The sequence below is a fragment of the Alteromonas sp. BMJM2 genome, assembly GCF_027257845.1.
In the GTDB taxonomy this organism is placed as follows: domain Bacteria; phylum Pseudomonadota; class Gammaproteobacteria; order Enterobacterales; family Alteromonadaceae; genus Alteromonas.
Genome location: NZ_JAPVOT010000020.1, coordinates 1 through 25,445 on the forward strand (window position 1 = coordinate 1; position 25,445 = coordinate 25,445).

Annotated in this window: 17 protein-coding genes and 1 tRNA gene; 5 read left to right on the forward strand and 13 right to left on the reverse strand. The window is 42.8% G+C overall.

Annotation, left to right across the window (positions count from 1 at the left end):
- On the forward strand, positions 1-188 hold a 188-nt coding region (locus O9X84_RS16260; protein WP_269520734.1), incomplete at its 5' end, for a hypothetical protein.
- A 187-nt stretch (positions 189-375) separates the two neighbouring features.
- Here the strand turns inward: O9X84_RS16260 and O9X84_RS16265 are convergent.
- From O9X84_RS16265 to O9X84_RS16295, 7 genes are all read right to left on the reverse strand, one after another.
- Positions 376-1,422 (reverse strand): hypothetical protein, encoded by a 1,047-nt coding sequence (locus O9X84_RS16265; protein WP_269520735.1) that lies wholly within the window; start codon positions 1,420-1,422, stop codon positions 376-378.
- On the reverse strand, positions 1,422-1,640 hold the full coding sequence (locus tag O9X84_RS16270; RefSeq protein ID WP_269520736.1) for a helix-turn-helix domain-containing protein: 219 nt from the start codon (positions 1,638-1,640) through the stop codon (positions 1,422-1,424). Before O9X84_RS16270 ends, O9X84_RS16265 begins: the two co-directional genes overlap by 1 nt.
- Before the next feature lie 139 nt (positions 1,641-1,779).
- Positions 1,780-2,109, reverse strand: a complete 330-nt coding sequence (locus O9X84_RS16275) for a hypothetical protein (protein ID WP_269520737.1) — start codon at positions 2,107-2,109, stop codon at positions 1,780-1,782.
- A gap of 556 nt (positions 2,110-2,665) precedes the next feature.
- On the reverse strand, positions 2,666-4,501 hold the full coding sequence (locus O9X84_RS16280; RefSeq protein WP_269520738.1) for an ATP-binding protein: 1,836 nt from the start codon (positions 4,499-4,501) through the stop codon (positions 2,666-2,668).
- Positions 4,502-4,503: 2 nt separating this feature from the next.
- A complete protein-coding gene (locus tag O9X84_RS16285) occupies positions 4,504-5,676 on the reverse strand; it encodes an SIR2 family protein (RefSeq protein WP_269520739.1) in 1,173 nt (390 codons plus the stop codon).
- A 270-nt stretch (positions 5,677-5,946) separates the two neighbouring features.
- Positions 5,947-7,332, reverse strand: a complete 1,386-nt coding sequence (locus O9X84_RS16290) for a DUF2130 domain-containing protein (protein ID WP_269520740.1) — start codon at positions 7,330-7,332, stop codon at positions 5,947-5,949.
- A 49-nt stretch (positions 7,333-7,381) separates the two neighbouring features.
- The gene (locus O9X84_RS16295) at positions 7,382-13,315 is read right to left on the reverse strand and encodes a DUF4011 domain-containing protein (RefSeq protein ID WP_269520741.1); all 5,934 of its coding nucleotides are present in this window, start codon (positions 13,313-13,315) and stop codon (positions 7,382-7,384) included.
- Between the two features lie 675 nt (positions 13,316-13,990).
- On the opposite strand from O9X84_RS16295, the gene O9X84_RS16300 reads away from it, so the two are divergent.
- Both O9X84_RS16300 and O9X84_RS16305 read left to right on the forward strand, forming a co-directional pair.
- Positions 13,991-14,965, forward strand: a complete 975-nt coding sequence (locus O9X84_RS16300) for a MarR family transcriptional regulator (protein ID WP_269520742.1) — start codon at positions 13,991-13,993, stop codon at positions 14,963-14,965.
- Positions 14,966-16,069: 1,104 nt separating this feature from the next.
- The gene (locus tag O9X84_RS16305) at positions 16,070-17,230 is read left to right on the forward strand and encodes a RelA/SpoT domain-containing protein (protein WP_269520743.1); all 1,161 of its coding nucleotides are present in this window, start codon (positions 16,070-16,072) and stop codon (positions 17,228-17,230) included.
- A 21-nt stretch (positions 17,231-17,251) separates the two neighbouring features.
- On the opposite strand, the gene O9X84_RS16310 is transcribed toward O9X84_RS16305, so the two are convergent.
- The 5 genes from O9X84_RS16310 to apbC form a co-directional block, all read right to left on the reverse strand.
- On the reverse strand, positions 17,252-17,653 hold the full coding sequence (locus O9X84_RS16310) for a hypothetical protein (RefSeq protein WP_269520744.1): 402 nt from the start codon (positions 17,651-17,653) through the stop codon (positions 17,252-17,254).
- Between the two features lie 229 nt (positions 17,654-17,882).
- Positions 17,883-17,959: transfer RNA gene (locus tag O9X84_RS16315), tRNA-Pro, on the reverse strand.
- Between the two features lie 104 nt (positions 17,960-18,063).
- The gene (locus O9X84_RS16320; RefSeq protein WP_269520745.1) at positions 18,064-19,527 is read right to left on the reverse strand and encodes an SLC13 family permease; all 1,464 of its coding nucleotides are present in this window, start codon (positions 19,525-19,527) and stop codon (positions 18,064-18,066) included.
- 114 nt (positions 19,528-19,641) lie between these two features.
- The gene (dcd, locus tag O9X84_RS16325; protein WP_163106762.1) at positions 19,642-20,235 is read right to left on the reverse strand and encodes a dCTP deaminase; all 594 of its coding nucleotides are present in this window, start codon (positions 20,233-20,235) and stop codon (positions 19,642-19,644) included.
- A gap of 126 nt (positions 20,236-20,361) precedes the next feature.
- A complete protein-coding gene (gene apbC, locus O9X84_RS16330; RefSeq protein WP_269520746.1) occupies positions 20,362-21,477 on the reverse strand; it encodes an iron-sulfur cluster carrier protein ApbC in 1,116 nt (371 codons plus the stop codon).
- A 108-nt stretch (positions 21,478-21,585) separates the two neighbouring features.
- Here apbC and metG point away from each other — a divergent pair, with 108 nt between their 5' ends.
- Entirely contained in the window at positions 21,586-23,613 is a 2,028-nt protein-coding gene (gene metG / locus O9X84_RS16335; protein WP_269520747.1) for a methionine--tRNA ligase, read from the forward strand.
- 89 nt (positions 23,614-23,702) lie between these two features.
- On the opposite strand, the gene O9X84_RS16340 is transcribed toward metG, so the two are convergent.
- Positions 23,703-24,533 carry a class I SAM-dependent methyltransferase gene (locus O9X84_RS16340; RefSeq protein ID WP_269520748.1) on the reverse strand — a complete coding sequence of 277 codons (831 nt, stop codon included), beginning with the start codon at positions 24,531-24,533 and terminating at the stop codon, positions 23,703-23,705.
- Between the two features lie 85 nt (positions 24,534-24,618).
- Here O9X84_RS16340 and gloB point away from each other — a divergent pair, with 85 nt between their 5' ends.
- Positions 24,619-25,410: a hydroxyacylglutathione hydrolase gene (gloB, locus tag O9X84_RS16345; RefSeq protein WP_269520749.1), complete on the forward strand. Its 792-nt coding sequence runs from the start codon at positions 24,619-24,621 to the stop codon at positions 25,408-25,410.
- The last annotated feature ends 35 nt before the right edge of the window (positions 25,411-25,445 follow it).

The following is a 25,445-nucleotide window of genomic DNA, read 5'->3' on the forward strand; positions in this document are numbered from 1 at the left end:
GGCTTCCTTCGGACCCTGTCGTTGGCCAACAACGCCCTTGCCATTCAGATTATCTTCCCCTCAGTCAGGGTGATTCAGGTTTCTTCCAACCTGACGGGTTTGCCAGCTTCGCTGGGCAAACAAAAAAGCCGCCATTTGCGGCGGCTATTAGTATTAAAGAGAAACGGTGGATGGAGGTACTCGTTTAAATTTTTCATGGCCTTCCTTGTAGTGCTGAGTCATCCCTAAATCTGAATGTGCTGCACGATTCATCGTATTTTCCTCGTCCCTAGCCTGCTGATCATGAAGATAAATTGCGATAGAGCGAATCTCGTGGAAGCCTGGACGATCTCTTCTTACTTCGATATCAAGATAAAGTCCCATATCATCTCGTAATTATGAGAATTGTTTGCTTAGGTAACGAGGAGTCAACTGCCAAGGATGTTCAAAATCACTCGAATAATTGACTTTGTGATAGCGCTTTTTACGGTGAACAATGTATGGGCAGCTTGGCTCTGTACCTTTAACAAAAACCTCACCTAAATCTTGCACCGAAGCCTCAATCGTAGCCATCATTTCGTTTGTAATTGGAATCTCAACTCTTGAAGCAGCACTATGTTGGTTCTTCTCTCTGGAAATCCACATCATTCCATGCACAAGAAGTTCTTCAGGAGCACCCTGGTTTGGCTCTAGATAGGTTCCACTTTCCACACAATAGACCTTCGGACTCGAAAAATAATGACAATCTGAGTATTTCAGATTCACAATCTCATTAACTGCGTGACAAGTTTGAAGTGAAAGCATTATTGCTGTTCTTAGAAATGGCTCAGCTTCGTCAGCCATCATCATGAGCGCATACTTAGAGATACGAATTGGCGTTTTTGATTTAGCCTTTTTTGACTTCTTCTTGAGCTTTTTGTCGTTAGCGCAATTTCGCTCCATGTAGCTCATATCTGTAAACTCAGCAAAAATGGCTCTCAGAAAGAGAATTTTTCTATTACGGACGTTGAAGGTCGCGCCTGAGTGATACTCATCTAAATACTCATTAACATCCTCTAGGGTAATTTCTTTGGTGTAATAATTCGCGAAGAAGTTGATAAAGCGCTCACAATCATTATCAAACGTATTCAGCGTACTTTGAGATTTTCCTTCGTTCTCTTCGTCGAGGTTTTGCTTTATCTTGTGCCACACTTTATGAACTCGCACGTTGTACTTATCTGCGCGATATTTCAAGGCTTCAGCACTGTTACGATGTGTTTCGTTGAACTCGATAACCGATTGCTTAATATCAGCAAGCTTAAACTCAACAGGAAAGTAAGTGTCCTTGCCCAGAACATTGCGATAAAAGTAACGAGTCACACCGCGTAATGGGCGAGTGTAAAGGCTCAATGGCAGATCTGCATTTTCGAGTTTACGTTTGCGTCCCATTTGCTTTAAACCCATTAGTTAGCTCCCATAAGCATGTTGAAACACTCATCTTTAGGGGTTGTATATGTCATTGACTCACGAGTATCATCAACGTGAACCATCCAGATACCACCACGCTTGGCACCTTTCAGCTCACCGTTCTTAATCCAGTTGATGACTGTTTGAGATGAAACAGGATCATCAGCCAGGTATTCGTTGATGTACTTCGCGACACGGATTTTTTCATACAGCACTTTGCCTTTCTTGTTGAACTAAGGACATGCTATAAAAAAAGTCTAAATTTTCGATGCGGATTTACGTGGTTTTGTGTATCCGAGCGCTATATGCATGAATAATTTGGGAAAACTATAAAAAAACTTTTTTTATAGTTTTTTAAACCCAGTCATCATCGATAAACCCGCTATCGAAACTAGTCGAAAAATCATCATCGAAAGAGCTTACAGTCTCCGCTGAGGTTAAAATGTCTAGTTCTGAGTCAAAAGTGTGGTTACATTCCAACATCACTGGCGAAGCTATGCTTTCTGTCTCCTCCGATGGCCCATCCCCCAGCACATAGCCGCCGACATCAATAACACTTTTCCTCATAAGTGGTAATCCAGAGCCAGGGTTAATAACTGGCATATCAATTTCATCCTCTATTAACTCGGGGTGCTCTGACTCAAGGTCGCAATGATCAAAGAGTTTGTGACTAAGTAGGCTCATATTCTTTCCTTTAGTAGATGGAGTATCTAAATCGAACTTAAGGAAATTTTTCTCAAGTACAACTTATTTATTGCCTCGTTAAAGAGGAAGCGAGCGCGTCCATATTTCTCCCTACTTGAACCTAGTTAGCTGTGAGGTCAGACAGATAAATAGGAGACATATGCAAAACGAATATAGATACCTCAAGGAAGTCCTGAGTTGGATGACAAATTGGTGTTTGATCATCGGTGACGTGTTATTCGCGGTCTGGATAATTCAGCTGGTAACTCAGTTTGAAGCACATCCAAGCTATCCATTTTTGGGACTGAAAGGTTGGTAATTATTTTCAGTATTTATGTGGTGGGACTATTGAGTGACATAATCAACAGGCAATATTTGCCATAAAACCTTACTGGAGCACCGAAACGGTGCTCTTTTTCACACTATCAGCGAAAAACAGGTATTTAACTCGGGTAAGCCCCTCTTAAACAGACAAGGAGAGGACTTCAAAAGCACATTCAAAGGTAACAACGCAGCGGTTTATAATCGGCTTGAAATCTATCTAAATAAAATGCTTTTAGCTGCACATCCTCTCTGATATTTCCTTCAATTTTTCTATACTTAGTCGGTCATATGCCCATCCCTGAGCAAATGGTATCGTATTTGATTTTGGTAACTGTTCCTTTTTCAAGTCCCTTACTTTCACCCTAGAAGGTATAGCTGCACCTTCCCCAACGAAGATTGCTTCTTGTTGGGATAATATTGGTAGTGCTCCAACCATGCCAGATAGTCCATCCGGTAAAAATCGAGCGACATGCTGTTGATCGGCTGAATTTGTTAATCTTAAGACCACCCACGTTCCACACTGTGAGATAACCGTGCTATCCACATCAGCTGGCCGCTGACTTACAAGTATCAAGCCAATTCCGTATTTTCTACCCTCTCTTGCTATGCGTCTAATTGCGCTCTGAGCAGCTGCGTACTGAGCTTCCCCACGATCCGGAACGTATCTGTGAGCCTCCTCACAAACTAATAGAATAGGATCTTGCTCTTTTTCTTTTAGGGTCTGAAATACTTTATACTGAAAAAGCAATCTAGCAATTAATGCACTAAGTGGGCCTGCAACTTCGTTTGGCAGTCCTGATATATCAATTATCCTAATATCTTTTCCAGCCTGTTTGGGCGCCCCTATGAACTGATTCAGAACCTGATGCAACTTAACTTCATCATCATTCTGTACCCAATTCTTCATCATAAACGACAGCCGTGTATCTCTTCGAAGAACCTTCAATTTATCCAATATGGAAGGAACAGGTGATTTTGCCAGCTCTGTATTTGTCATAGCTACATGTCCGGTGCCTGTTCTTCTACCTCCCTGAATATATTTAATATGACTTTCAAACTCCTCCAGACAGAATGGTCTAGGTTTATCACGGTCAAACTCCAAAATATCTGACGTATCTTTGCCATCGCAAAGATTTGGGTCATCAAGGTTATCTAAATCATCTAGTTCATTTGTTCCAAAAGCTCTCGGACTAGGCTTTACAATCCCAGCGGCAACCATTCTAGCGTGAGCAAGTGCTTTCTGAACTGCATTGTTCTGGCTAGTGGCACTTCTTTCTGTTTTACCAATAATTAGATTAGTAAATTCGTCACTAGACATTAACCAATACGGAAGCTTTATCTCTTCTTGACCGTCATTATCAGTTGCTATGTCGTAGGCGCGGTATTGTACAGCTCTTTCCTGAAAGGCGGAGCCATACTCCCCATGGGGATCGATTACCACTATCTGAGGGGATAGCTCCTTCCCATTATTTCTATGCGATAGTACGCTATGGATGATCGCAGCAACGGTGCCTGACTTACCAGATCCCGTAGAGCCAAGAACCGCACAATGCATACCAAACATTTTATTTATATTAGCTCTACAGGCAGTAGATTCCGATGCACTGTAAACAGCAAACGGAACCAATGGGTCTACCTCATCATCTCTTGTGCCTTCAGCAGAACGATAGACAAAAGATATTTCTTCATTAGTTAGAAGAAAAACCCCTTGCTGAGGTAAAGGATAAGTTTTAATTCCCCGCTTGAATGCCAATGCTAATTTTGTATTATTCCAGCTGCCCTCTGCTAGTAGTTGGACTTCCATTACACGCTGATCAGCATCAGCAGGCACAGGCATACCAGCTTCAATTAACTCTTCGGATCGCATTCTGAGCATTGTCACTAGGCCAAAAATTATTTTACGACCATAGTGAATCTTCACCATACTTCCTATTTGACCAATAGGATAAACGCGTCCATTAAATGTTCTGGACAATTCGGCTATTTTATCTGAAATCTCAACTTTTATATTGGTTCCAGACACCTCAACAACTTGGCCTATTTTCAACTCATCCGTTGGTGTAAACATAGCTAAACCTCGCATCCATTCTTTAATACTGATGTAACACCGGAAAACGTCCACCAATAATCGTCTTTGTCATCTCTTTTAAATGGGCCAACATTCCCAATATATAAGCCGTGCATAGACAGGATAATTACTCTTGAACCAAAGCTACTAGTACGCCAATTTTGTAGGGATGGCGGAATTTCTTCCTTACACTCCAAGAAAGCCAGTAACACGGTTTTATTCTCTTCTTTTGATAAAGCAAATTCAATTTCGTTGTTAATGTGATCATCACCAAAACTGTAACCGCAAACAGCTAATATATTGCTATTGGAAGAGTTCAGAGACTTTCTGAACAAGTCAAATTGTGTAGAAAAAGGATCTTGTTGAGTGGCAACGTATTTTGTAGCTTGTGGGTAAATTAGAACTCTCCGATCTGCCTTCGGGTAAAGGTCATTGTCTCTAACTCTCCATACATATCCCTTATCACAAAGAAACCAATCAATTGAGCCATGCATTTTAATTAAATTTGCACGTTGTCCATTCGCTGGTACGGGTTCACCATACTTCTGAATTCGATGGGCTACAGCTCCTCCATCAAACCCATCCCAGTAGGATACTTTATTTAATGCCAATGCATCTTCTAAAAGAGTGTCATAGTTAGTTGTAAAAATATTAACAACTTTTCTTCGCTCATGAACTCCTGCGGATGCGTGGTTAAATAGAGTATCAATAAATTCTAGATGTGCTTTGATATCGACAATCGGCTCAGATGAAGTACCTTCCTCAACTGTATTTCCGTCATTGTCCTCAACATATCCACATCGGATCACATTTGAAATGGATTCAAGGATTACACTATGTACTTTCTGTAGTGTAGTTAACTCAATTTCACTACCATTAATAATGGTCTTTTTATCTTTGTTTCTTTCGGCTAGAGCTGCATAGTCGCCAAGATGACTTAGAACATGCTCTATATGACATTTATCCGGCAACTCTTGGAACAGTGGTGAAATAATATCGTCGTATAATTCTTTGTGACTAGCTTTCACATCCTTTTTAACTTTATTCGTCAAGGGGTACATTAGCGGTATTTTGGCGTCAAAGCTTATTCCTGCGCCGAGAAGCCAACTTTGCTCACTACATTTTAAGTGCTCCTCTACTTGCAAAAACAACTCATCATTAATCAAATCATCCATTTTTTACTCCTTATTGAGTCATACGCACGCTTCCAATCAGAGTGTTTTAGCATTTATTACCATGACTATGCATTTTCCCGATTAAGCCAGCTCAAGGCTTTACGACTAAGTTACACCAAATTTTCACTGAAGTTATTTCGATGCGCTCTCTGATATTGTTTTACTTCTTTTAAGCGTTCTATGCTTTTCCATCTAATTTAAATTTGTTAAATGATTCTCGCATTAAGCCTAGTGACAACCGATATACCACCCATCTATGTGCGATACGCTTTACTCAATCTCCTGAAACTTCTCAGCCATAGTCGGATTGCTCTTAGTAAGTTTCTTAACTGTGAGGTCACTTGCTTTGTTATTGGCTAAGCGGAGATTATTTTCTGATCCAAGCAGCGCGTCTTTGGTTTTCTGAAGATGGTTAATGGTTTTATCTATCTCATCGATTGCTGTTTTGAATTTCCTCGAAGCCAAGTCATAGTTGCGAGCAAAGCCCTTTTTAAACTCGTCCAAATCGCTCTCGAAGTTGGTTATGTCAATATGTTGCGCTTTCACTAGCTCTAGTTCGGACTTGTACTTGAGGGAGTTTTGCGCTGCATTTCTTAGCAAAGTGATTATAGGAATGAAGAATTGAGGCCTGACTACGTACATCTTTGGGTAGCGATGTGAGACATCCACGATTCCGGTGTTGTAAAGCTCGCTTTCAGGTTCAAGTAGCGACACCAGCACAGCATATTCACATTGCTTCTCGTTTCGATCTTTATCCAGCTCTTTCAGAAAATCTTCATTCTTCTTTTTAGTGGCAGTCTGGTCGTTTTCGTTCTTCATTTCGAACATGATTGAAACAGACTCTATACCTGAATCATCAAGATCTTTGAAAATATAATCGCCTTTGCTTCCACCACGAGCATCGTTATCTTTTTCGAAGTAAGCTTTCGGGAATGCAGTGTGACGAATCCTGTTAAATTCAGTTTCACAGTGTTGCTCCAGGCTCTCCCCGACCATTTTTGTCGAAAGCTTAGCCTTCATATCGCGTAAACGCTCAATCGCGTCGTCCCTGTCCTTCAATTGCGTTTCGTACTTATCTTTTAGTGACTGCTCCGAAAGCTTTGTCTCTAGTTGCGCCTTCTCCAAATCACTTTTTAGCTTGTTCAACTCTCTTTCAGCACTACTTTGCGCTTCTGCCACAGCGTGTTTCTGCGAATTCTCAGCAGCACTTAACCTTGCCTTCAGCTCCTGGATTTCAGCATCCTTTTTCGCAGCAGTTTCCTGTAGCTGACTCTGGTGAGATGCTTTTTCTAGGTTGGAGCTGGCTTCACTTTCTCTTTTCGCCTTTTCGAGTGCGTTTTGGAGACTGTCTCTCTCTTTCTCTATGGCTTTTAATGCTTCAGTAATGGCTAACGACTTATTCAAATCTGCATTGCCCAGCTCAGCTTTAAGCTTACTGATTTCGCTCTCTTTTTCAGATAGCGCGTCGCGAAGCTGACCGGAGAACTTTTCCTTCGCTAACTCAATTGCATTGTTTTTGTCTTTCTCTGCGAGTGCTAGTCGCTCCTTCAACTTTTTGTCAAATTCAGTGTCGCGAACCTGCTTTAAAATATCGGCATATCCGGCCTCGTCAATCTTGAATGCTTTCTTACAGTTTGGGCAAATTACTTCATTCATGTTTTTAGTCCTTTAATATTTAGCTATTTTCTGCGCTTTTCTCACTTCGCTAAGCCAACTCACCTATCCATAGATTAAATTGAGACAGCGTTGTTTCATGTCGCCTTTTCAACCTCAATTCATCACACATTACATCGACAGGAGAACCTGGATTCTTCGTCACTGCGAATTTAGCAAGACCGAGTGCCTCTTCGTATGCCAACTCATTCCATTTCCTTTCATAGCCAAAGGCATCCACGCCTCGCCACTCAATAAGATCAACTCGGTCTTCGGGTGACAACCATAAAGTTGGCGAATATCCATCGTTCTCATTGATGCCCGCAAACGCCTCTACTATTTCCCGAATATAATCTATTTGTTTTTTACTTGTTCTCGTTAAGCCATGAAGATTTGCTATTTCCAGAGCTAGTGAGTGAAGTGTTATTCCAGGGCGCTCCGACAATACTTCTTTGACTAAAGAGGTTAGTCGTTCTTTGTACTGAGGTTTGAAATAGTCGGCAGCATTTAAGGTCTTGCTGTGTAAAACTTCCTTTTCACCTTCTTCAGAAAAGCTCTCGTCAGCAGCCTCGCTATTTGCGCTTTGAGCCAGCACATTTGTTTCTTCTGCTTCTGCTTCTGCTTCTGCTTCTGCTTCTGCTTCTGCTTCTGCTTCTGCTTCTGCTTCTGCTTCTGCTTCTGCTTCTGCTTCTGCTTCTGCTTCTGCTTCTGCTTCTGCTTCTGCTTCTGCTTTATGCAGTGTGTCTAGCTCTCTTTCCTTTTCAAGAATTTCCTGCAATTTAGCATCAACTTTTTCTATCGCTGACTCAGAATCGACAAAGTAGTCTGTAGACCACAGTCTTACAATATTCCAACCTAAGTTTTCTAATATGATTTGTCTCACTCTGTCTCTATCTCTAGCAGCTGGTGAGCCATGATAGGTTGCGCCATCACATTCAACGCCTGCGATATATTTTCCTGGCTTGTCAGGATGCAGAACTCCCAAATCAACTCTGAACTTACTAACTCCTACTTGGGTCTGTATTTTCCAGCCTTTCACACGCAACGCTTGAGCTACCGCCTCTTCAAAGTCGCTATCGAATTGATCAACACCATGGTCAGCAGAGGCTATTTCAGCAAGCGCTATTGGGCCTTTTTCAGCAAACTCTAAGAAGTGTTTTAAGTGCTCGACAGCTACAGAGTTAGTGCGACTTAAATCTATCATCGAAGAGTCAAAGCTTGAGAATACGACTACCTCGGTTGTTGCTCGCGTAATAGCAACATTTAATCGGCGTTCACCACCGCTCTTGTTAAGCGGCCCGAAGTTCATGCTCATCGTTTTCGCTTCAGGTTCAGTTGGCCCATATGCAAGACTGAGCATAATCACGTCTCTCTCATCGCCCTGAACTGACTCCAGATTTTTTACAAATACAGGATCTCTGTTTTGACTGTCCTGAAAATATTTCTCTATGGAAGGGTGTTGCCGTCTCGCATCGTCAAGCAAATCCTCTATGGTTCGTTGCTGATCAGTATTCAGAGTTACCACACCTATAGACTTGTTACGCTCATGCTTATCTAACAGTCTGCGAACAATTTCATCAACGACGGCTTTAGCTTCGACGGTGTTATTTCTTCCTTTACCCTTCGCATAAATACCGTTAACACGGTGAAGAGATACTGCCGACTCTTTAGTTTCTGATGATGGATAGGTCACCAGCGAATTTTCATAATATTTGCTATTTGAAAAGGCTATCAATGTCTCATGTTTGCTTCGGTAATGACCCATTAAACGCTTGAGCGGTAACCTTGCTGCCAATGCTTGATCAAGAATTGACTCCATATCTTCTTCATCAGGATCATCAGAATTTCCGCCCGCAGAAAAGAAATTAGTGGGCGGCATTTGTTTAGGGTCGCCAACAATAATAACATTCTTGCCTCTGGCAATAGCACCAACTGAATCCCATGTCGTCATTTGTGATGCTTCATCAAAGACGACCAAGTCGAAGCCTTTAAAATCAGAAGGCAAAAACTGCGCGACAGACAATGGAGACATCATTAGGCACGGACATAAATCTAGTAACGAATCACCAAGTTGATTAATCAAGGCTCTGATTGGGATGTGTCGTGTTTTCTTTTGAAGCTCTTTTGCTAGGACTCCAAACTCTTTTGGATTATCTTTTGATTCCTTAACAGGCTTGCCCTCAGATGCCAGCGCAATAACATAATCACTGGTAATCTGAGCCACACGCTCATCGAGCTTTTTAAATGCCTCTATTGTTTGTTCATGGGTAGATGCTTTGAATTGGCGAAGTTCGTGATCGGCGTCAATTAGCAATGGTGCAAGCCAATAGCAGAAAGCACTTCTAAATTGCTGCCCCAACTCCTCGTGATTAAGCGAGCCACTCTCTAGCGCTGAACTCAAAATCTCAAGATTAACCGATACCGCTCGCGCTTTAGCTGATTGCCATTCACACCAATTTTTCAGCTTATTCGCGTTTGCGGTTACATCTCCCAAGCTCTGTGAAACAACATTTAGCGATTCATCGCTGCTTACTGACACTCCTATTTCGCTAAGGACGGTGTTCGTACCAAGGAAAGCGTCAATAGCTTTTGAATAAGCATTAGCAGTGGCAAATACTTTTGATTCTTCTAGAAACTCCCTTCCATCCACAAACCATTTCTTAACAGGGATTAATACTTCTGTTGGATCATCAGCGAGAGTCACTAGTTCTGAAATTCTTTTCCTAACTTCACTACCCACCTCTGCTTTTTTCAAAAGAGATTCAGAAGTAGTTGTCCAGCCTTCCCAGATAGAATATTTTTCAACGTGCGCAAGCCTGCTTTCAATGTCTGATTTCTGCTTCTGACAAAGGTCAATCTTATCGATGATAGACAAGTCAGTTATTTTAGTGATGCCCAGAGAAGCTGCTTCTTTGTTGATCTTCCGCTTATTGAAAAAAGCCTTCAACCAACCAGATTCAGCTTCTTGTGCAAACTGCTTCCACTGTTGGATAGGCACTTCAGATACATTTTCACTGTTAACACCGTGGGATATTTTATCGAGCGAGTTATCGAACTCTTCCTTTAACCTTGCCAGCTCATAAATTAGCTCAACACGCTCTTTGGCTCCTATATCGACGGCAAATGCGATGTCTTGCTTAGTTGCCAGGTCTGCCAAGTAATCAACATTTTTAAGCGCAATAAGATTTACAATAGTTTGATCTATACTCTCAAGTGAAAACAGAGGTAACAGTTCGGCTAAGCTCTTTTTTGTAGCCTGAAATTTTTGCTGCCAATCATCAACTGACATGAGAAGTTTCGATTGCCAAACGTTAGACCACTCGGTGGCAGTGACAAATCTGAATGCATCTACATCAAGGTCACATACATCGGAAAAAGCCAGAGCCAACTGTTCTACTAACTCTTGTGTCGTATCCAGTTCACTTTCTGACTTGATAGGTGCGCCAGCTATATCTAGGGGCCAGTCAAGCTTTATTTTTAATGAATCAAGGTTTAGCGCGATTGAAGATATTGCATCACGTGGTGATACACCAAACTCACTTTTTCGGTGTAATGCCCTTACATAGTTATTTAATTTTTCTTTCTTTTGCTTTAGGTCAGCAACAGTCGCTTCCCAAGTACGTGGATTCAACCCTTCACGTTTTTGCCAAGCGTTGTTTAACTGGTCTAATACTGCTCTTTTGTTTGCCTTGTTACTGTGTAACTCTAAACATAGATGATCTAACCCTACCTTTTGAAGACGACGGTAAACTACGTTTAAAGCAGCCATTTTTTCAGCAACAAAAAGTACCTTTCGCCCCTTACCAATATTGTGGGCTATTATATTGGCGATAGTTTCAGATTTTCCTGTACCAGGAGGCCCTTCGAGAACGAAGTCTTGCGCTTTTGCAGAGGCATCAACAGCTACAAGCTGTGAACTGTCGCAATTGAGCGGCGTGTATATCTCCGCTGGATCTAATTTATCGTCTATCTCTTCTCTGTTTACGAAACTGCTGTCTTGAGAATAAGGCTCTCGTGGGTTATCAACCAAATGTTGAACAAACGGATTTTCTTTCAGATCATCGAGTCGATCACGCAAGTCTCGCCACATGAGGTATTTTGCAAAGGAGAACGAGCCGAGAACCAATTCTTCGACCAATTCAAAACCTGGCTGCTCCTTAACTGCCTCCCTAACCCTTTGCCAAACAAATGGGACGTCAACGCCACTGTCATCTTCAGGCAACTCATCCTTAAACTCGCTCAAATTGATGTCGTGTTCTGATTGGAGAAACTCAATGAGCGTGAGGTTGAAGATAGGATCTTCTTCCTGCAATTGTTCTACATAAACAGCTGCACGCGCACTTCGACGAGTTAATTTTACAGGGATTAGCAACAGCGGCGCTTTGTAGCTTCTCGAATCTTCTGGGTTCTCTTTCCATTTCAGAAACCCTAGCGCTAAAAATAGGGTGTTTGAACCACCTTCTTCTAGGTCGTTCTTCGCGCGTCTAAACAATTCAACGGAATTTTTTTCAAGCTTTTTGGCTGGCTGGTTAGCAATTAAAACCTTATTCTGAATTTGATTGAGTGCATACTCACGATGGACATCAGACCCTGTCTGAAGCCTAAACATCTCACTGTCGCGACTAGGGTCAAAATGAGGACTCTCTTGGGCAGAAAGAAATTTGAACTTCGTACCATCTGCCAACATGTCCTCCATTACTGCAATATTTGGACAATAAAGTTTAATAGCTACAGCTCTGTCGCTAAAGTTCAAGAGGGTATTTTTCTTTGTCAGGTCTAATAGTTTTCTAGACCATGAATCAATTCTTGTCTCAGGCGTTTCTTCAACTACAACTTGTTCATCTTTTCTGACAGGCGGCAACGGTGGGATGACTGGCAAAGCAAGCTCCTCAGAGCTTCCTTCTGATGTTCTTTCTACCTTGGCTTCTTCAACTGTTGATAAAGGCTTTATAGATTGTGCCCTTGCCTGCGCAATATCGATAACCATGACAAACTCTGACTCGTTCTCTTCAGAAAGTAGTTCCCGTGCATGGTCTTTTGCCTGTTCAAATGTGACAGGAGAGTCATTAGTCACTAGTGTTGTTTCAAATAAAACCAAATCCCTATTATCAACTCGCTTTCTTATATCCTGCGGATCATCGTTAGTGAAAATCGGCAATTTCTCATCGATTAACCAGGCACCAACAAACGCGTGCCCTTTTGTCACAGCAACAACGGAATTCAATCCCATCGCTTCAATGCAGCTGGCAAACAATAAAGAGGAATCGAGGCAGGCAACCATTCGAGAATTGCTTATGTCGGAAGCCAAACGAATCCTTTGTCCAGTTTTAGCAAAGCCTTGCGGAGGACTTACATATGCCAGCTTCTCTTTGAAAACTACATTCCACAACGCAGCAAGCATCAAGTAAGGCTTTTCTCTTGTGTTAGATTGATAGCCATCTACAGTTCGGCCATAACCACCCTTTTCTAAAGCTAATGCACATTGTCTAACTAGAGACTCAACATAAATGCCGTTTGGCTTAACAAATGCTGCTAATAACGCAGGTTGTCTTTCCTCCCCACCCCAAAAATTTGCTGGCAATATTTCTAGTTTAGGATGTTGCTCTGCGAGTACATTTTGTTTGTTATCAAGAAGAGAAAATGTAAGAACATGTGTAATCTGTTCAGTTATGCCGAAGAGCTTTTCGAAAGGAAAGCGAAGCTCTTTCAACTTGATATTAATGGATTGCCCTGGCTCAAGCCGATCAATATGCCAAACCTCTTCACCGAGCCACCCCTCAATTGCAGTCAGTTTTACTGTCAACGAGCTTAAAGGCAGCAACGATTTTTCATCGTGTTTTGGATAGCTTACGCGGACAGATTTTAAAATAGGGTAAGAATTTTGCTGAGCGGCCAATGAAAAAGTGGAGAGAATATCAATCGATAGATCTATATGCCCGACAAAAGGCTCTTCGACAACCTTTCTCTCAATATTTACGTTTTTCATCTTTGGGTTCCCTCCACATTGTAATTCTCCCCTTCTGCCAGAGGGGTTAATTGTCTGTTTTACTTCTTTATTATACGTAAGTCCAATAGCAATTAAAATTAAGGCATTCAAGCGACTAGTGAAAAATCGCATCTTGCTTCGAAGAAGCACTAAAAACAAACTCTAACAGAGTTTGAATAACAGCTTGAGCAAAGCTCAAAAACGATTGCGCAGTGAGCTCTTGTGTGAAACACAGGTGCTCACGTAGCAGGAGTCAGCATCGCAGATTAAGCCTAATTTTCGTTTGCCTCAACAAACCAGGCACAAGTTGAGAATCAACTTGTGCCTGCCTGATTATCAACGATACGAAAGTTGCGAGGTGTATCCGCAGCAACGCTTTTCCCGAAGCAACTGAAGGGAAAGTTAGGCTTAATCAGCGGTAGCTGACTCCTAGTAAAACTTCTGTCGCCGCCACAATGTGGCAAGTAGCAGAGCAGCGACGAGTCGCGTCAGCTCTGCTGTGCAGAAGGTTTACTACAACGAAGTTGTTTGTATTTTATGACTAGAAAATACATTAGCTAAGCAGCCTGCTTAGCTAAGCGAAGCTCGGGCATAATGCATAGCATTAAGCCCCACCCTGCCGATTTATCATCGCTTGAGTCTATTTACTTTCGACGTAAAAACACAGGAGAAAATATGAACTACGTTGAAAGAGCATTTGAAAAATCACTAACGCATATCCTTATAGCGGAAGCTTCAGATCCAGGCACTTTGGGTATGCAAAGAGAAAATGCCGTTCTGGCAATTCTCGGGGCTTTTCGAGTTTCCAGTAAGAGCGTACTACAGCGCCATCTGGGACTTAGTCGAGAGGCAGTGAACAAACTCGTTAATCGCATGAAGAAAAAGCAGCTGATTACCTTGCACAGCTCTTTTGCGAACATCGATAAGGGGTTTATTTTACTCACCTCGCAGGGCATCAGAGAAGCTGAATTTCTGTTGAATAGAGAGCTTCACCTTCGTTCTGATTCGAGCAGAATCAATGAGCGAAATCTGATACATGACCTTTCAGTACAAATAGTGATTTTGGATTTAGCGAAACGTCAACAGATTTCCGGTTTCGCATCAGAGAAAGACCTCGCGATACTACTTGAAAATCGGGGCAACGATCCGCGATTGGTCGATGGATTAGTTGTAGATGCTGACACAGGATGCACTGTCGCCATTGAGATGGAGACATCGAATGCAAAGAATAAGGGTAACGGCAAGCTCCGAGAGGGTATCCTTTCAAAATATCTACAAGAGCTTCAAGACATTAATGGACTATATGAGTTTGTTTACATGTACAGCCACAGGCAACGATTTTTGACACAGATCGAAAAAGCCCATTCGAGATTATTTTCGGCTAATCGCTCACAGTTCTCGGCTGATCAGCAGACATTACTAACGAGTCGCATAAAGTTTAAAGCGCAAGAGTGTAATGTTATCTACGAACTTATGTTCAACAGTAAACGTCAGCTAGGCGACGACAAGTTGGAGTTAGTTCGGAAAGATTCATATCTACAACAGCTCGAAGAACTTGAAAAGCTAGCACAAACAACGGAAGACAGAGTTATTCAAATCCGCCGTGACGGATTCATAGAAGCAGGAAAGCTAATGGGGCTGATTGAATAACAAGCACTCAGTTTGACCTGTAGGGAGCCTGATGGCTCCCTTTTTGTGTCCTCTCTTGCTTCGACAACAAACGCCAATCACGATGATTATTGCTCATCATCTACAGCCCGCACCTCTCGGCTGGCCGCGAACCAGCAAAAGCGCAGTCGAGGTTTACCGCACTTTCAATATTATTCCCATATGACTGAAGAATATGGCTAAAGAAAGTAAGACTGTGGTTCTGCATACATAAATATGTAGTCACCGTCCTAGATAAATTTCCGTTTACAGCGCTTTGTGTATCCCTTTTCTGTCAGAATTTTTCTAAATTCATCACAAATGAGGTAATCATGTCGATTTTGTACACGCAAAAAAGAAATCCCTAAATCTAGGAACTACTTATTTCCGTCTTCAACGTCTAGAACGTACGCTTCACATTGAAATATGCTGTAGAGACAAGGCTTATAATTCAGAGATCATTCGCCAAGAAATCATTTCAAACCATGATATTGACAGGAAAGAAAGAAGCAAAGTTGTAAAACAAGCTGAAGCACTAGCCGAAAAGTTATGGGACATAAAGTAGTCAGCAGCTGCCGCATTTGAACCATACGTGCCATATGATACGCGCTGTGACGTGGAAAATAAGGCCACTGAAAAACTAGATGAATGGCTCGCAGAAATTCGAGCTACTAAGGAATCGATAGCAACACGATACGAGAGTTGGTAGGTAGAAGAATAATTCGCCTACAAAGCCCCTAGTTAGTTACAGGACTAACTCGGAGAAAAATTAAATGAGAATATACTACGAAAGCCTTTTCATCGCGTGCCTGAAAATGAGCGGTAAGTGGGTGTCGCTGAGCAACAAAATAATTGTTATTGCGACAATTAATACGCTCTGGAACCTTGCGTTTTTGCTGCTAGATTATCCAGAGTTCATCGTATACCAACCTCTATCGAATAGACTATATCTAATTTCTTTTGGGTGTCTTGGGGTCGGTCTAGCTCTAGCGTTTATTGCGTATTTGGCTATGCGATAGTTGGAAAGCGACTAATATTGAGCACCCGCGAGGGTGCTTTTTTTTACCGACATTAAAGTGTACTCTCTTTGGACATCGCGTTGGAGTAATGAGAGTCGATATTTTGCAAGTGAGCAAACCAAAATTTTCAGGGAAGCAAATTACAAAAGCTGGTAAGTTCTTAGCATTCGGAAATTATGAGAATAAAAGCGAATTTAACCACTGCTTTGATGTCCTCGTTTTCTGGAGAAGCGAGCACTCCGATTCATTAGAAGTAGCCTTCACTTTGTTGCAAAAAGTAGTCCTTCCAATAGAAAAGGACGCTCTTTTTGCTAAGCGTTTAAAGAGATACGTTTCCATAGTGTCTAAACTACAACGTTTTGAAAACATGACGCTGAAAAAAATGCAAGATATAGGCGGATGTAGGGCTGTTGTTTCAAGCGAAAAAAAAGTCAGAAAAATAACGAGAGAGCTTAGAAAAAATAGCACTTTCAAATATTCAGACAATCGCTTTCGGTATAAAGACTACATAACGAACCCCAAACCTGATGGGTATCGAAGCTATCACATAATAGGCCAGTTTCCATCTAAAGATAAGACGCTGAAAAATATAGAAGTACAGATCAGGACATATTTGCAGCATTATTGGGCGACTGCACTTGAAATAATCGATCTTTTTACCAATCAATCTTTAAAGACTAATCAGGGAAAAAAGGAATGGGAAGACTTCTTCCGGCTCGTTGGAAGCTTATTTTCTGTACTTGATAAAGTTACGAACTATCATAATCTCAGTTTAGAAGATCGTATCAGTGGATATTTCATCAAGTCTGAACAGTCAAAAGCTGATACTGGCGAAATGTTAGATAGGTTAGCGAAAATAGTTAGAAAACTTGATGTTGTAAAGTTATTTTCGTCGTTTGCTAATTCTTTAAAAATTGTTGGTGACGAGCTTAAAGATCACGAAGAAGCTGGATATATTCTGTTAGTGATTGATCCTGATAACGGTCAGTTGGACTACACTATCTTCAATCAAAGAGATTCTGACTCAGCACAAGAAAAGTATGCTCATCAAGAAAGTGTTGCGGCTTCCCCACACAATAATTTAATAGTAGCTCTAGTTTATACAAGCAGTATAGAAGATGTGAAGGAAGCTTATCCCAACTTTTTCGCAGACTCTTCTAGGTTTATTGAACATTTAAGTACCCTAATTCATGCTGAAAAAATAGTTCGACAAAGTGTGATTAGACGAACTATGTCAAATCTTTTTTAAAAAAGGGCTGCAATGCAGCCCTTAAAGTGATTCAACCTGCTCAGTCCACTCATCAATTGCTTCGGCTGAAAAGTAACGATGCTTCGTTACACCGAAAACATTCTCAAACTCTGCATCATCAACGTTATCTGAATTTATAAAATCGACGATTTGAAGCTCGAATAATAAGAACAATAAGCATCGCTCAGATGGCTCGAAATATTTCTTCCTGAACTCTTCTGGAAGCTGATTTGCAAGACCGTCTGATATTACAAAACCATTCGTGATAAATTGCTCGTTCTTATGTTCGTAAACATAATCCAGTGTTTCTGGATTGAAATACCAACATAAACGAAATTTGTCAGGCCAAGCTGTTCTTGTTGCTCTTTTGAACTGATGAATGAACGTGATTTGCAAGTCACGCGTCTGAGTCTTCTTTGTCATAGTTATGTCCTGTTTGGTAAACCTCAGGATTAACTAGTTACGACTTAGGAGAATTTTCACGATTGATACAGGATTACCAAGCTAGAAGCGGAAAGTTAGTTATTAATGACCAGGTAGGAAAACTTGAAATTTTTACTACTGTATAATGTGACAATTATGGGACAGTTTTGGGACGCTCATTTCACAAGCAATCAATGAGCGGGGTAAGTCATTGAAAAATAAGAGAGATTGGTCGGTGTGAGAGGATTTGAACCTCCGACCCCTGACACCCCATGACAGTGCGCTACCAAGCTGCGCCACACACCGACCGAAAGAGTGCGTAAGTCTACTCAAAATAATCAACAATGCAACGACAATTAGCAAATAATGCTCTCAAGCGCTTAATTGCTAACCACTTCTTTGAAAATCAACTACGACAGCGTGATATAACACACGCCAGTAACCACTAACGCCACAATAACGTTGAGCACAATGCCTTCTCGGGCCATGGTTTTTATATCAAACTTTTCTGTTGAGTACGCAATGGCATTTGGTGCCGTCGCAACGGGCAGCATAAACGCGCAACTTGCGCTAATTGCGGCGGGGATCATAAGTAGCTTGGGATCTACGCTTACCGCTACGCCAGCGGCTGCCAATATGGGCATTAGCAATGTTGCCGTGGCCGTATTTGACGTAATTTCAGTTAAAAAGGTAACAAATAAGCAAATACCTAGCACCAGCAGTATTATCGGTAATGTTGAAAGGCCCGTTAACCAGGTGCCCATTAAAACGCTTAGCCCAGATGCAGTAAACGCTTTGGCAATACAAATACCACCTGCAAAAAGCAGTAACATTCCCCAAGGAATATCATTTGCTGTTTTCCAATCTAATAACTTATCGCGATTGCCTTTGGCATCCACCTGCCCGCAATCGTTACCGCTATTGATTAAAAACATGGCCGCGACACCCGCAACAGCAATAGTACTATCGCTGATAGTAGTAACCCCTAGCCACGCAGTCCAAAAAGGGCGAAAAATCCATGCCATAGCAACCGTGCCAAAAATAGCTAAAACCCGCTTTTCTGCATGAGACCATTCACCGGGCATAGGAAGGTTTATTTTACCCACAACGCTAATACCGCGGGCAAGCCACAATGCCATAATAGGTACCGCAACAATGACAATAGGAATGCCTGTTTTCATCCAATCGATGAAGCTATATTCCATGCCTTGAGTTTCTTCGTAAACACTCATAAAGATAATATTGGGCGGCGTGCCTATTGGTGTGCCTACCCCGCCAACGCTGGCAGAATAGGCAATACCTAAAATAAGCGCCACGCCAAAACGAGGGTTATCGACTGCATTAATAATAGCAATTGCCATGGGCAACATCATTAAAATGGTGGCGGTGTTGCTTATCCACATGCTCAGCACTGCGGTGGTTATCATAAAGCCTAAAATCAGCTTCATAGGGCTTCCACTGCCGGTTAGCCGCAGCATGTAAATAGCAAAGCGCTTGTGAAGATTGGCACGTTCTAATGCTTTTGAAAGCATGAACGCCGCCATTAGCAACATGATGACGTGACTGCCAAGTGATGATGCCGCTTCACTATGAGACAGTACACCGAACAATGGGAATAGTGCGAAGGGCAGTAATGAGGTTGCTGGAATTGGGAGTGCTTCAGTTACCCACAAAATGGCTACAAATAGAGTAATGCCTGCGGTAAAGACAATATCTTTAGGCTGCCCAACAAACCACAATGCCAATCCACTGACACTGGCGATAACAAACGCCAGTAAAATAATGAGGTTTTTGGGCGTGGGCTTTTTGTTATTCGATGGATTTTTATGAGTTTCTTGCTTTTTAGTAGTTTCGCTTTGAGGCGTGGTGTTCATTGCGCTTCCCATTTACCTGTCGCATTTATAATTGCTTTTGTTCGCTATTATAATTTCTACCAGTAAATGACGGGAAACGCACTACCCTTTACCACATTAATCGTGGCTTTAGGGTTACTTATGTTGGTCGTCTGAGGTTATGCGACTTGCAATAGCGCCATCTTGCCCTTTGTATTTCGCATCCACTCTAGCGTTGTAAGGCTTTTCAGCTGGGCTAGATAACACTTCAAAACTTATCGCCCCAATTTTCATTCCTGGGCGAAGTGCTAAAGGCAGTTTACCGCTGTTGTAAAATTCAAGCACGATATTGCCAGACCAACCGGGGTCAATTCTGTGTGCCGTTACGTGCACCATTAGCCCTAGTCGCGCCAGTGAAGAACGACCGTCTAACCAACCCACAATGTTATCGGGCAAGGTAACCGACTCAAGCGTAACAGCAAGCGCTAATTCTTTGGGGTGAAGGAAAAACGCTTTACCGTCTTCCAGCTCAATTTCGTCACTCATCACGTGATCGAGTGCTTCTTGAACCTCAACTTTTGGGCCGCTTAAATCAATATAAGGCGCTTGATGCTCTTCAAACACTCTAAACTTATTTCCTAAACGGATATCTACCGTTACCCCACTAATTTGATCGTAATTAGGGGTTGGGTCGATGGCAATCTTGCCTTCTTGTAAATATTGATTTATGTCGCGGTCACACAAACGCATGATGTATTCCTCATTTCATTAGGCGGCTATTATGCGTATGTAAGGCAGTCCAATCAACTGCCTGAACGAGTGTTTTTCGCGCTTTCGTTAAGAAAATTGCAAAGTGAGGTTTTAGCTCATCAAGAATCAACTACCCACAATGCCTATGGGGTTGCCTTTAATGTGTTTATTACCGTCTTCTCGTGGTGAGAGTGTAAGGGCTAATTGCATTGATAGAGCCCGTGCGGCCTCTTGATAGCTTGCTGATATTGGGCTGTCTGGCGAACTTATGAGCAAGGGCGTTCCGGCGTCGCCGTGTTCACGTATATGAATATCCAGTGGTAATTGTCCGAGCAGTGGCAAGCCATGGCGTTCGGCTAACGCTTCACCCCCGTCTTTTGAAAATACGTAGTCTTTGGTTCCACATGCTCGGCATTGGTAGTAACTCATGTTCTCTATTAGCCCAAGTACCGGCACGTCTACTTTTTCAAACATGCTTATACCCTTTTGTGCATCGGCTAACGCGAGGTCTTGGGGAGTGGTAACAATGACGGCGGCAGTGAGCGGCACCTGCTGCGCCATGGTTAACTGAATGTCTCCCGTGCCTGGCGGCATATCAACAATTAAGTAATCAAGCACCGGCCACAGTGTTTCGTTTAATAATTGCGTTAGGGCTCGACTTGCCATGGGGCCCCGCCACACAGCCGCATCGTCTTGAGGTACCAAGTACCCAATAGAGTTTGCCACCAATCCATATGCCATTAACGGCTGCATGTGTTTATTGTCTTCGCTTTCTGGATGCGCCGAGGTATTACCAAGCATAATAGGAATAGACGGCCCGTATATATCGGCATCTAAAATGCCAACTTTGGCGCCTTCTTTCATAAGGGCAAAGGCAAGGTTAATACTGGTGGTAGACTTCCCTACTCCGCCTTTACCGCTCGCCACAGCGATAATATTTTTAATGTTAGTGATTGGTGCCAGCTTGGTTTGCTGGCTTGTTATCTCGGTTGAAAAAAACAACTGCGACTCAGTTAACGCATGCTTTGAATCTGCTTTTAATTTAGCAAGCACCAAATCGCGTAGCACGGGTAACTGGCTATCGATACAAAATGGCAGTGTGACATGCACGCCCTCGGCGTTGCCATCGGTAGACGTCGCTTTACACCAAGAAGCCGTTTCGGCTACATCCATACTGAAATAGCTGGCTAAAATAGCAGCAACCTTTTGGGTTACCGGTTCGGCTTTGCGAGAAAAGAACATAAATTGCCCTACAACCTGAAGATTTGTTTGAATTACGTAATGCAAAAAACGCGGTTTTCCGCTAGTATTTGCAGCCATTTTGAAACGCAAAGAATCAATAACGTCATTATGTCAGAAAAACGCCGAATTCTGGTAACCAGTGCGTTGCCATACGCAAATGGCTCTATTCATTTAGGGCACTTGCTTGAACATATTCAAACAGATATCTGGACCCGTTTTCAGCGTCTTCGCGGAAACGAATGTTACAGTGTTTGTGCCGATGATGCACATGGCACACCGGTTATGCTTAAAGCGCAAGAGCTTGGCATTACGCCAGAAGAAATGGTTGCCCGCACCCGCGCAGAGCATCACCAAGACCTCATTGATTTCCATGTGGATTACGACAACTACTATGTAACCCATTCACCGGAAAACAAGGCATTTTGTGAAGAGATTTATTCTCGCCTTGATAACGCAGGTTACATTAGCAAACGCGTGATCAATCAGCTTTTCGATCCTGAGAAAGAAATGTTTCTTCCAGATCGCTTTGTAAAGGGCACGTGTCCAAGCTGCGGCGCAGAAGATCAAAACGGCGATAGCTGTGATGTTTGTGGTGCTACTTATAGCCCAACAGAAGTTAAAAACCCGCGCAGCGTGGTATCTGGCGCTACGCCAGTACTAAGAGAATCTGAGCATTTCTTCTTCGACTTACCTAAGTTCGAAGATATGCTAAAAACGTGGATACGCTCCGGTGCGCTGCAAGAAGAAATGGCAAACAAGCTGCAAGAATGGTTTACAGAAGGCCTTCAGCAGTGGGATATCAGCCGCGACGCTCCGTACTTTGGGTTTGAAATTCCTGGCGCGCCAAACAAGTTTTTCTATGTATGGGTAGACGCCCCTGTTGGTTATATGGCCAGCTTTAAAAACTTTTGTGACCAAAACAGCCTTGAGTTTGATGATTTCTGGAAGGCCGATTCTACTGCCGAGCTATATCATTTCATCGGAAAAGACATTACGTATTTCCACTGTCTGTTTTGGCCGGCCATGCTAGAAGGCGCAGGATACCGCAAGCCTACTGGGGTTAACATCCACGGGTTTGTTACGGTAAATGGCGCGAAAATGTCTAAGTCTCGCGGTACCTTTATTAAAGGCCGTACTTATCTAGACCATTTGAACCCAGAATATTTACGTTATTACTTTGCGTCTAAGCTAAGTGATGGGGTCACTGATATCGACCTTAATTTCACCGACTTTGCGCAGAAAGTAAATTCTGACCTTGTAGGTAAGGTTGTTAACATCGCGAGCCGCTGCGCTAGCTTTATTACCAAGCGCTTCGATGGCAAGTTATCAGACAACGTCATTGAGCCAGAACTCATTGCTGAATTTCAAAATGCCGCAGATGGTATTGCAGAACAGTTTGAAAAGCGTCGCTACCACCAAGCAATTCGCGAGATAATGGCCCTAGCAGACAAGGCGAACCAGTTTATTGATAACAATGCGCCTTGGGTAACGATTAAAGACGAGTCTAAGCAGCAATTTACCCACGACGTATGCTCGTTGGGCATCAATATGTTCCGTCTATTAACAATTTACTTAAAGCCGGTGCTGCCTATTTTAGCGGAAAAAGCAGAGAGCTTTTTGAATGACGAATTCAATTGGGCTTCGCTACAAACAGTGCTTACAGGCCACGCTATCAACAAATTTAAACCTATGATGCAGCGTGTAGATATGGAGAAAATTGACGCCATGATTGACGACTCTAAAGAGAGCCTAGCGCCACAACAGCCAGCTATTGCACCAGATAGCCCGCTAGCGCAAGACCCTATCAGCGACACTATCTCGTTTGAAGATTTTGCCAAAATCGATCTTCGCATTGCCCGTATTGCCAATGCCGAGCACGTGGAAAAAGCAGATAAACTTCTGCGTTTAGAGCTAGATTTAGGCGGCGAAACTAAGCAAGTGTTTGCTGGCATTAAGTCAGCCTATGCACCAGAAGCGTTAATTGGTAAGCACACTGTGATGGTGGCGAATTTGGCACCTCGCAAAATGCGCTTCGGTTTAAGTGAAGGAATGGTACTTGCCGCAGGACCTGGTGGCGACGACCTTTATATTCTAGAGCCTCATGAAGGTGCTAAACCCGGAATGCGCGTTAAGTAACCATGCGCGTTAAGTAACCAGAACGTGTTGCTGTAACCTTGCAACTACACAGGCCAATAAGCCACGGTTAGACAACTACAAAGTAGTTGCTAAACGTGGCTTTTTTGTTTCTGTGATGTGGTACGCGCACTAGCCCCCACGGCAGAAAACTGGGGTTTCAATGCTCGCTTTGGCCTAATGGCTGTCATGGGGAATACGCGTTTCTTAGCCAAAATGACATACACCGCACTACACCAGGGAAAATACGACGATAAATAATGCTGAAGCTTGGCCGCTCCCTCCCAACGCTGCTGAAAAAATAACGTGGAAAAAAGAATTTGCCGCTGCTCTATTACTTCAAACCCTAGAAGGTGAAGCCAGTCTTTCATTCTGTAGGTGGTAAAAAAACGGGCATCGTGCAAAATATTATCGCGCTTTACGGGCAAGTATTTGGCGACACCAGCTAAGCTAAGTGGGTTAAAGCCACTGATGATAACGTGTCCGTCTTGAGTGATCACCCTGTCTACTTCACGCAAAATTTCGTGAGGATCTTGGGCAAAATCGAGCTCGTTGGCCAACAATAGTCCATCAATACTGTTTTCTGAAAACGGCAGTTTGTGCGCTTGGCCAATAATAAATTTCTCGTTTGCAGAGTCTGTTCTTTCGTCAGCCTCACCATTTGCGACAGCCTTAAACATGTCGTCTTTAGCCCGTTCGCTACAGGTAAAGTCGGGGGTATGATTAATGCGATGATGAATTGGACTATCGTTTAGCTGAATTTGTGCGCTTAAGTTGCCGAGTTTTACAAAGTGATAGCCAAAGATACGCTCTGCATATTCATTGCAAACCTGCTCCACCGCCAACTTAATATTTTCTCCTGCGGGAAATTCATCCCAGCTACCGGGATAGCGCGGTGGCTTTGACCTAAACGCCGTTTTCATTATCACTTCACACGCTCATCGGTTGCTCTGTAAACCACATGCCCCTATAGTAACGCATAATTGAAGCTAAACAAGCAGGTGTACTATGCGCATCGACACATTGCCTTCGGGCATAACCGTTCATCCAATACCCGCCTTTACCGACAACTACATTTGGTGTATCCACAACGGTAAAAATGCGGTTGTTGTAGACCCAGGTGATGCTGAGCCAGTGTTAAAATACATGGCCGAACACGCATTGAACTTAGCTGCCGTTCTTATTACCCATCACCATCGCGACCACACAGGTGGCATTGCCAAATTGGTCTCGGCTATTGCAGGTCTGCCCGTTATAGGCCCAAGAGGCGGGCATATAAGAGGGCTAACTAAAACCGTGGCGCAAGGCGATACGGTAGCCCTGCCGGTTGTAGATATGTCGTTTCAAGTGATGGAAGTACCGGGGCATACCCTCGACCACATCGCGTTTTTCGGTCACGGTGCATTATTTTGCGGCGATACTCTGTTTTCAGCCGGGTGTGGCCGATTATTTGAAGGCACACCAGAGCAAATGCTGCATTCACTCAATAAGCTCAAGCGCCTGCCTGATGACACTGCGGTGTATTGTACTCACGAATATACGCAGGCGAATGTGAACTTTGCCCTCGCGGTAGAGCCTAACAACAGCGAATTACAAGACTACGATGCTTGGGTAAAAACGAAGCGTTCTCACGACCAGCCGACCTTGCCCAGTACACTAGACGAACAAAAAAAGATAAACCCTTTCTTGCGCTCACATGAGCCAGCGGTAAGGGACGCTGCACAGCGTTTTGCTGATACTGAACTGACGGACGATGCCGCTGTATTCGCCGCCGTTCGACGTTGGAAAGATGAGTTTTAGTGAATATATTTGCCATTTAGCGTAGTATTACGCCC

Excerpts from the sequence above, each read along its gene's own strand:
- O9X84_RS16265 (WP_269520735.1), bottom strand. The coding sequence starts at position 1,422 with ATGGGTTTAAAGCAAATGGGACGCAAACGTAAACTCGAAAATGCAGAT.
- O9X84_RS16295 (WP_269520741.1), bottom strand. The coding sequence starts at position 13,315 with ATGAAAAACGTAAATATTGAGAGAAAGGTTGTCGAAGAGCCTTTTGTC.
- O9X84_RS16285 (WP_269520739.1), bottom strand. The coding sequence starts at position 5,676 with ATGGATGATTTGATTAATGATGAGTTGTTTTTGCAAGTAGAGGAGCAC.
- O9X84_RS16340 (WP_269520748.1), bottom strand. The coding sequence starts at position 24,533 with ATGAAAACGGCGTTTAGGTCAAAGCCACCGCGCTATCCCGGTAGCTGG.
- metG (WP_269520747.1), top strand. The coding sequence starts at position 21,586 with ATGTCAGAAAAACGCCGAATTCTGGTAACCAGTGCGTTGCCATACGCA.
- O9X84_RS16300 (WP_269520742.1), top strand. The coding sequence starts at position 13,991 with ATGAACTACGTTGAAAGAGCATTTGAAAAATCACTAACGCATATCCTT.
- O9X84_RS16290 (WP_269520740.1), bottom strand. The coding sequence starts at position 7,332 with ATGAATGAAGTAATTTGCCCAAACTGTAAGAAAGCATTCAAGATTGAC.
- O9X84_RS16320 (WP_269520745.1), bottom strand. The coding sequence starts at position 19,527 with ATGAACACCACGCCTCAAAGCGAAACTACTAAAAAGCAAGAAACTCAT.
- O9X84_RS16305 (WP_269520743.1), top strand. The coding sequence starts at position 16,070 with ATGAGAGTCGATATTTTGCAAGTGAGCAAACCAAAATTTTCAGGGAAG.
- O9X84_RS16280 (WP_269520738.1), bottom strand. The coding sequence starts at position 4,501 with ATGTTTACACCAACGGATGAGTTGAAAATAGGCCAAGTTGTTGAGGTG.
- gloB (WP_269520749.1), top strand. The coding sequence starts at position 24,619 with ATGCGCATCGACACATTGCCTTCGGGCATAACCGTTCATCCAATACCC.
- dcd (WP_163106762.1), bottom strand. The coding sequence starts at position 20,235 with ATGCGTTTGTGTGACCGCGACATAAATCAATATTTACAAGAAGGCAAG.
- O9X84_RS16310 (WP_269520744.1), bottom strand. The coding sequence starts at position 17,653 with ATGACAAAGAAGACTCAGACGCGTGACTTGCAAATCACGTTCATTCAT.
- O9X84_RS16275 (WP_269520737.1), bottom strand. The coding sequence starts at position 2,109 with ATGAGCCTACTTAGTCACAAACTCTTTGATCATTGCGACCTTGAGTCA.
- apbC (WP_269520746.1), bottom strand. The coding sequence starts at position 21,477 with ATGTTCTTTTCTCGCAAAGCCGAACCGGTAACCCAAAAGGTTGCTGCT.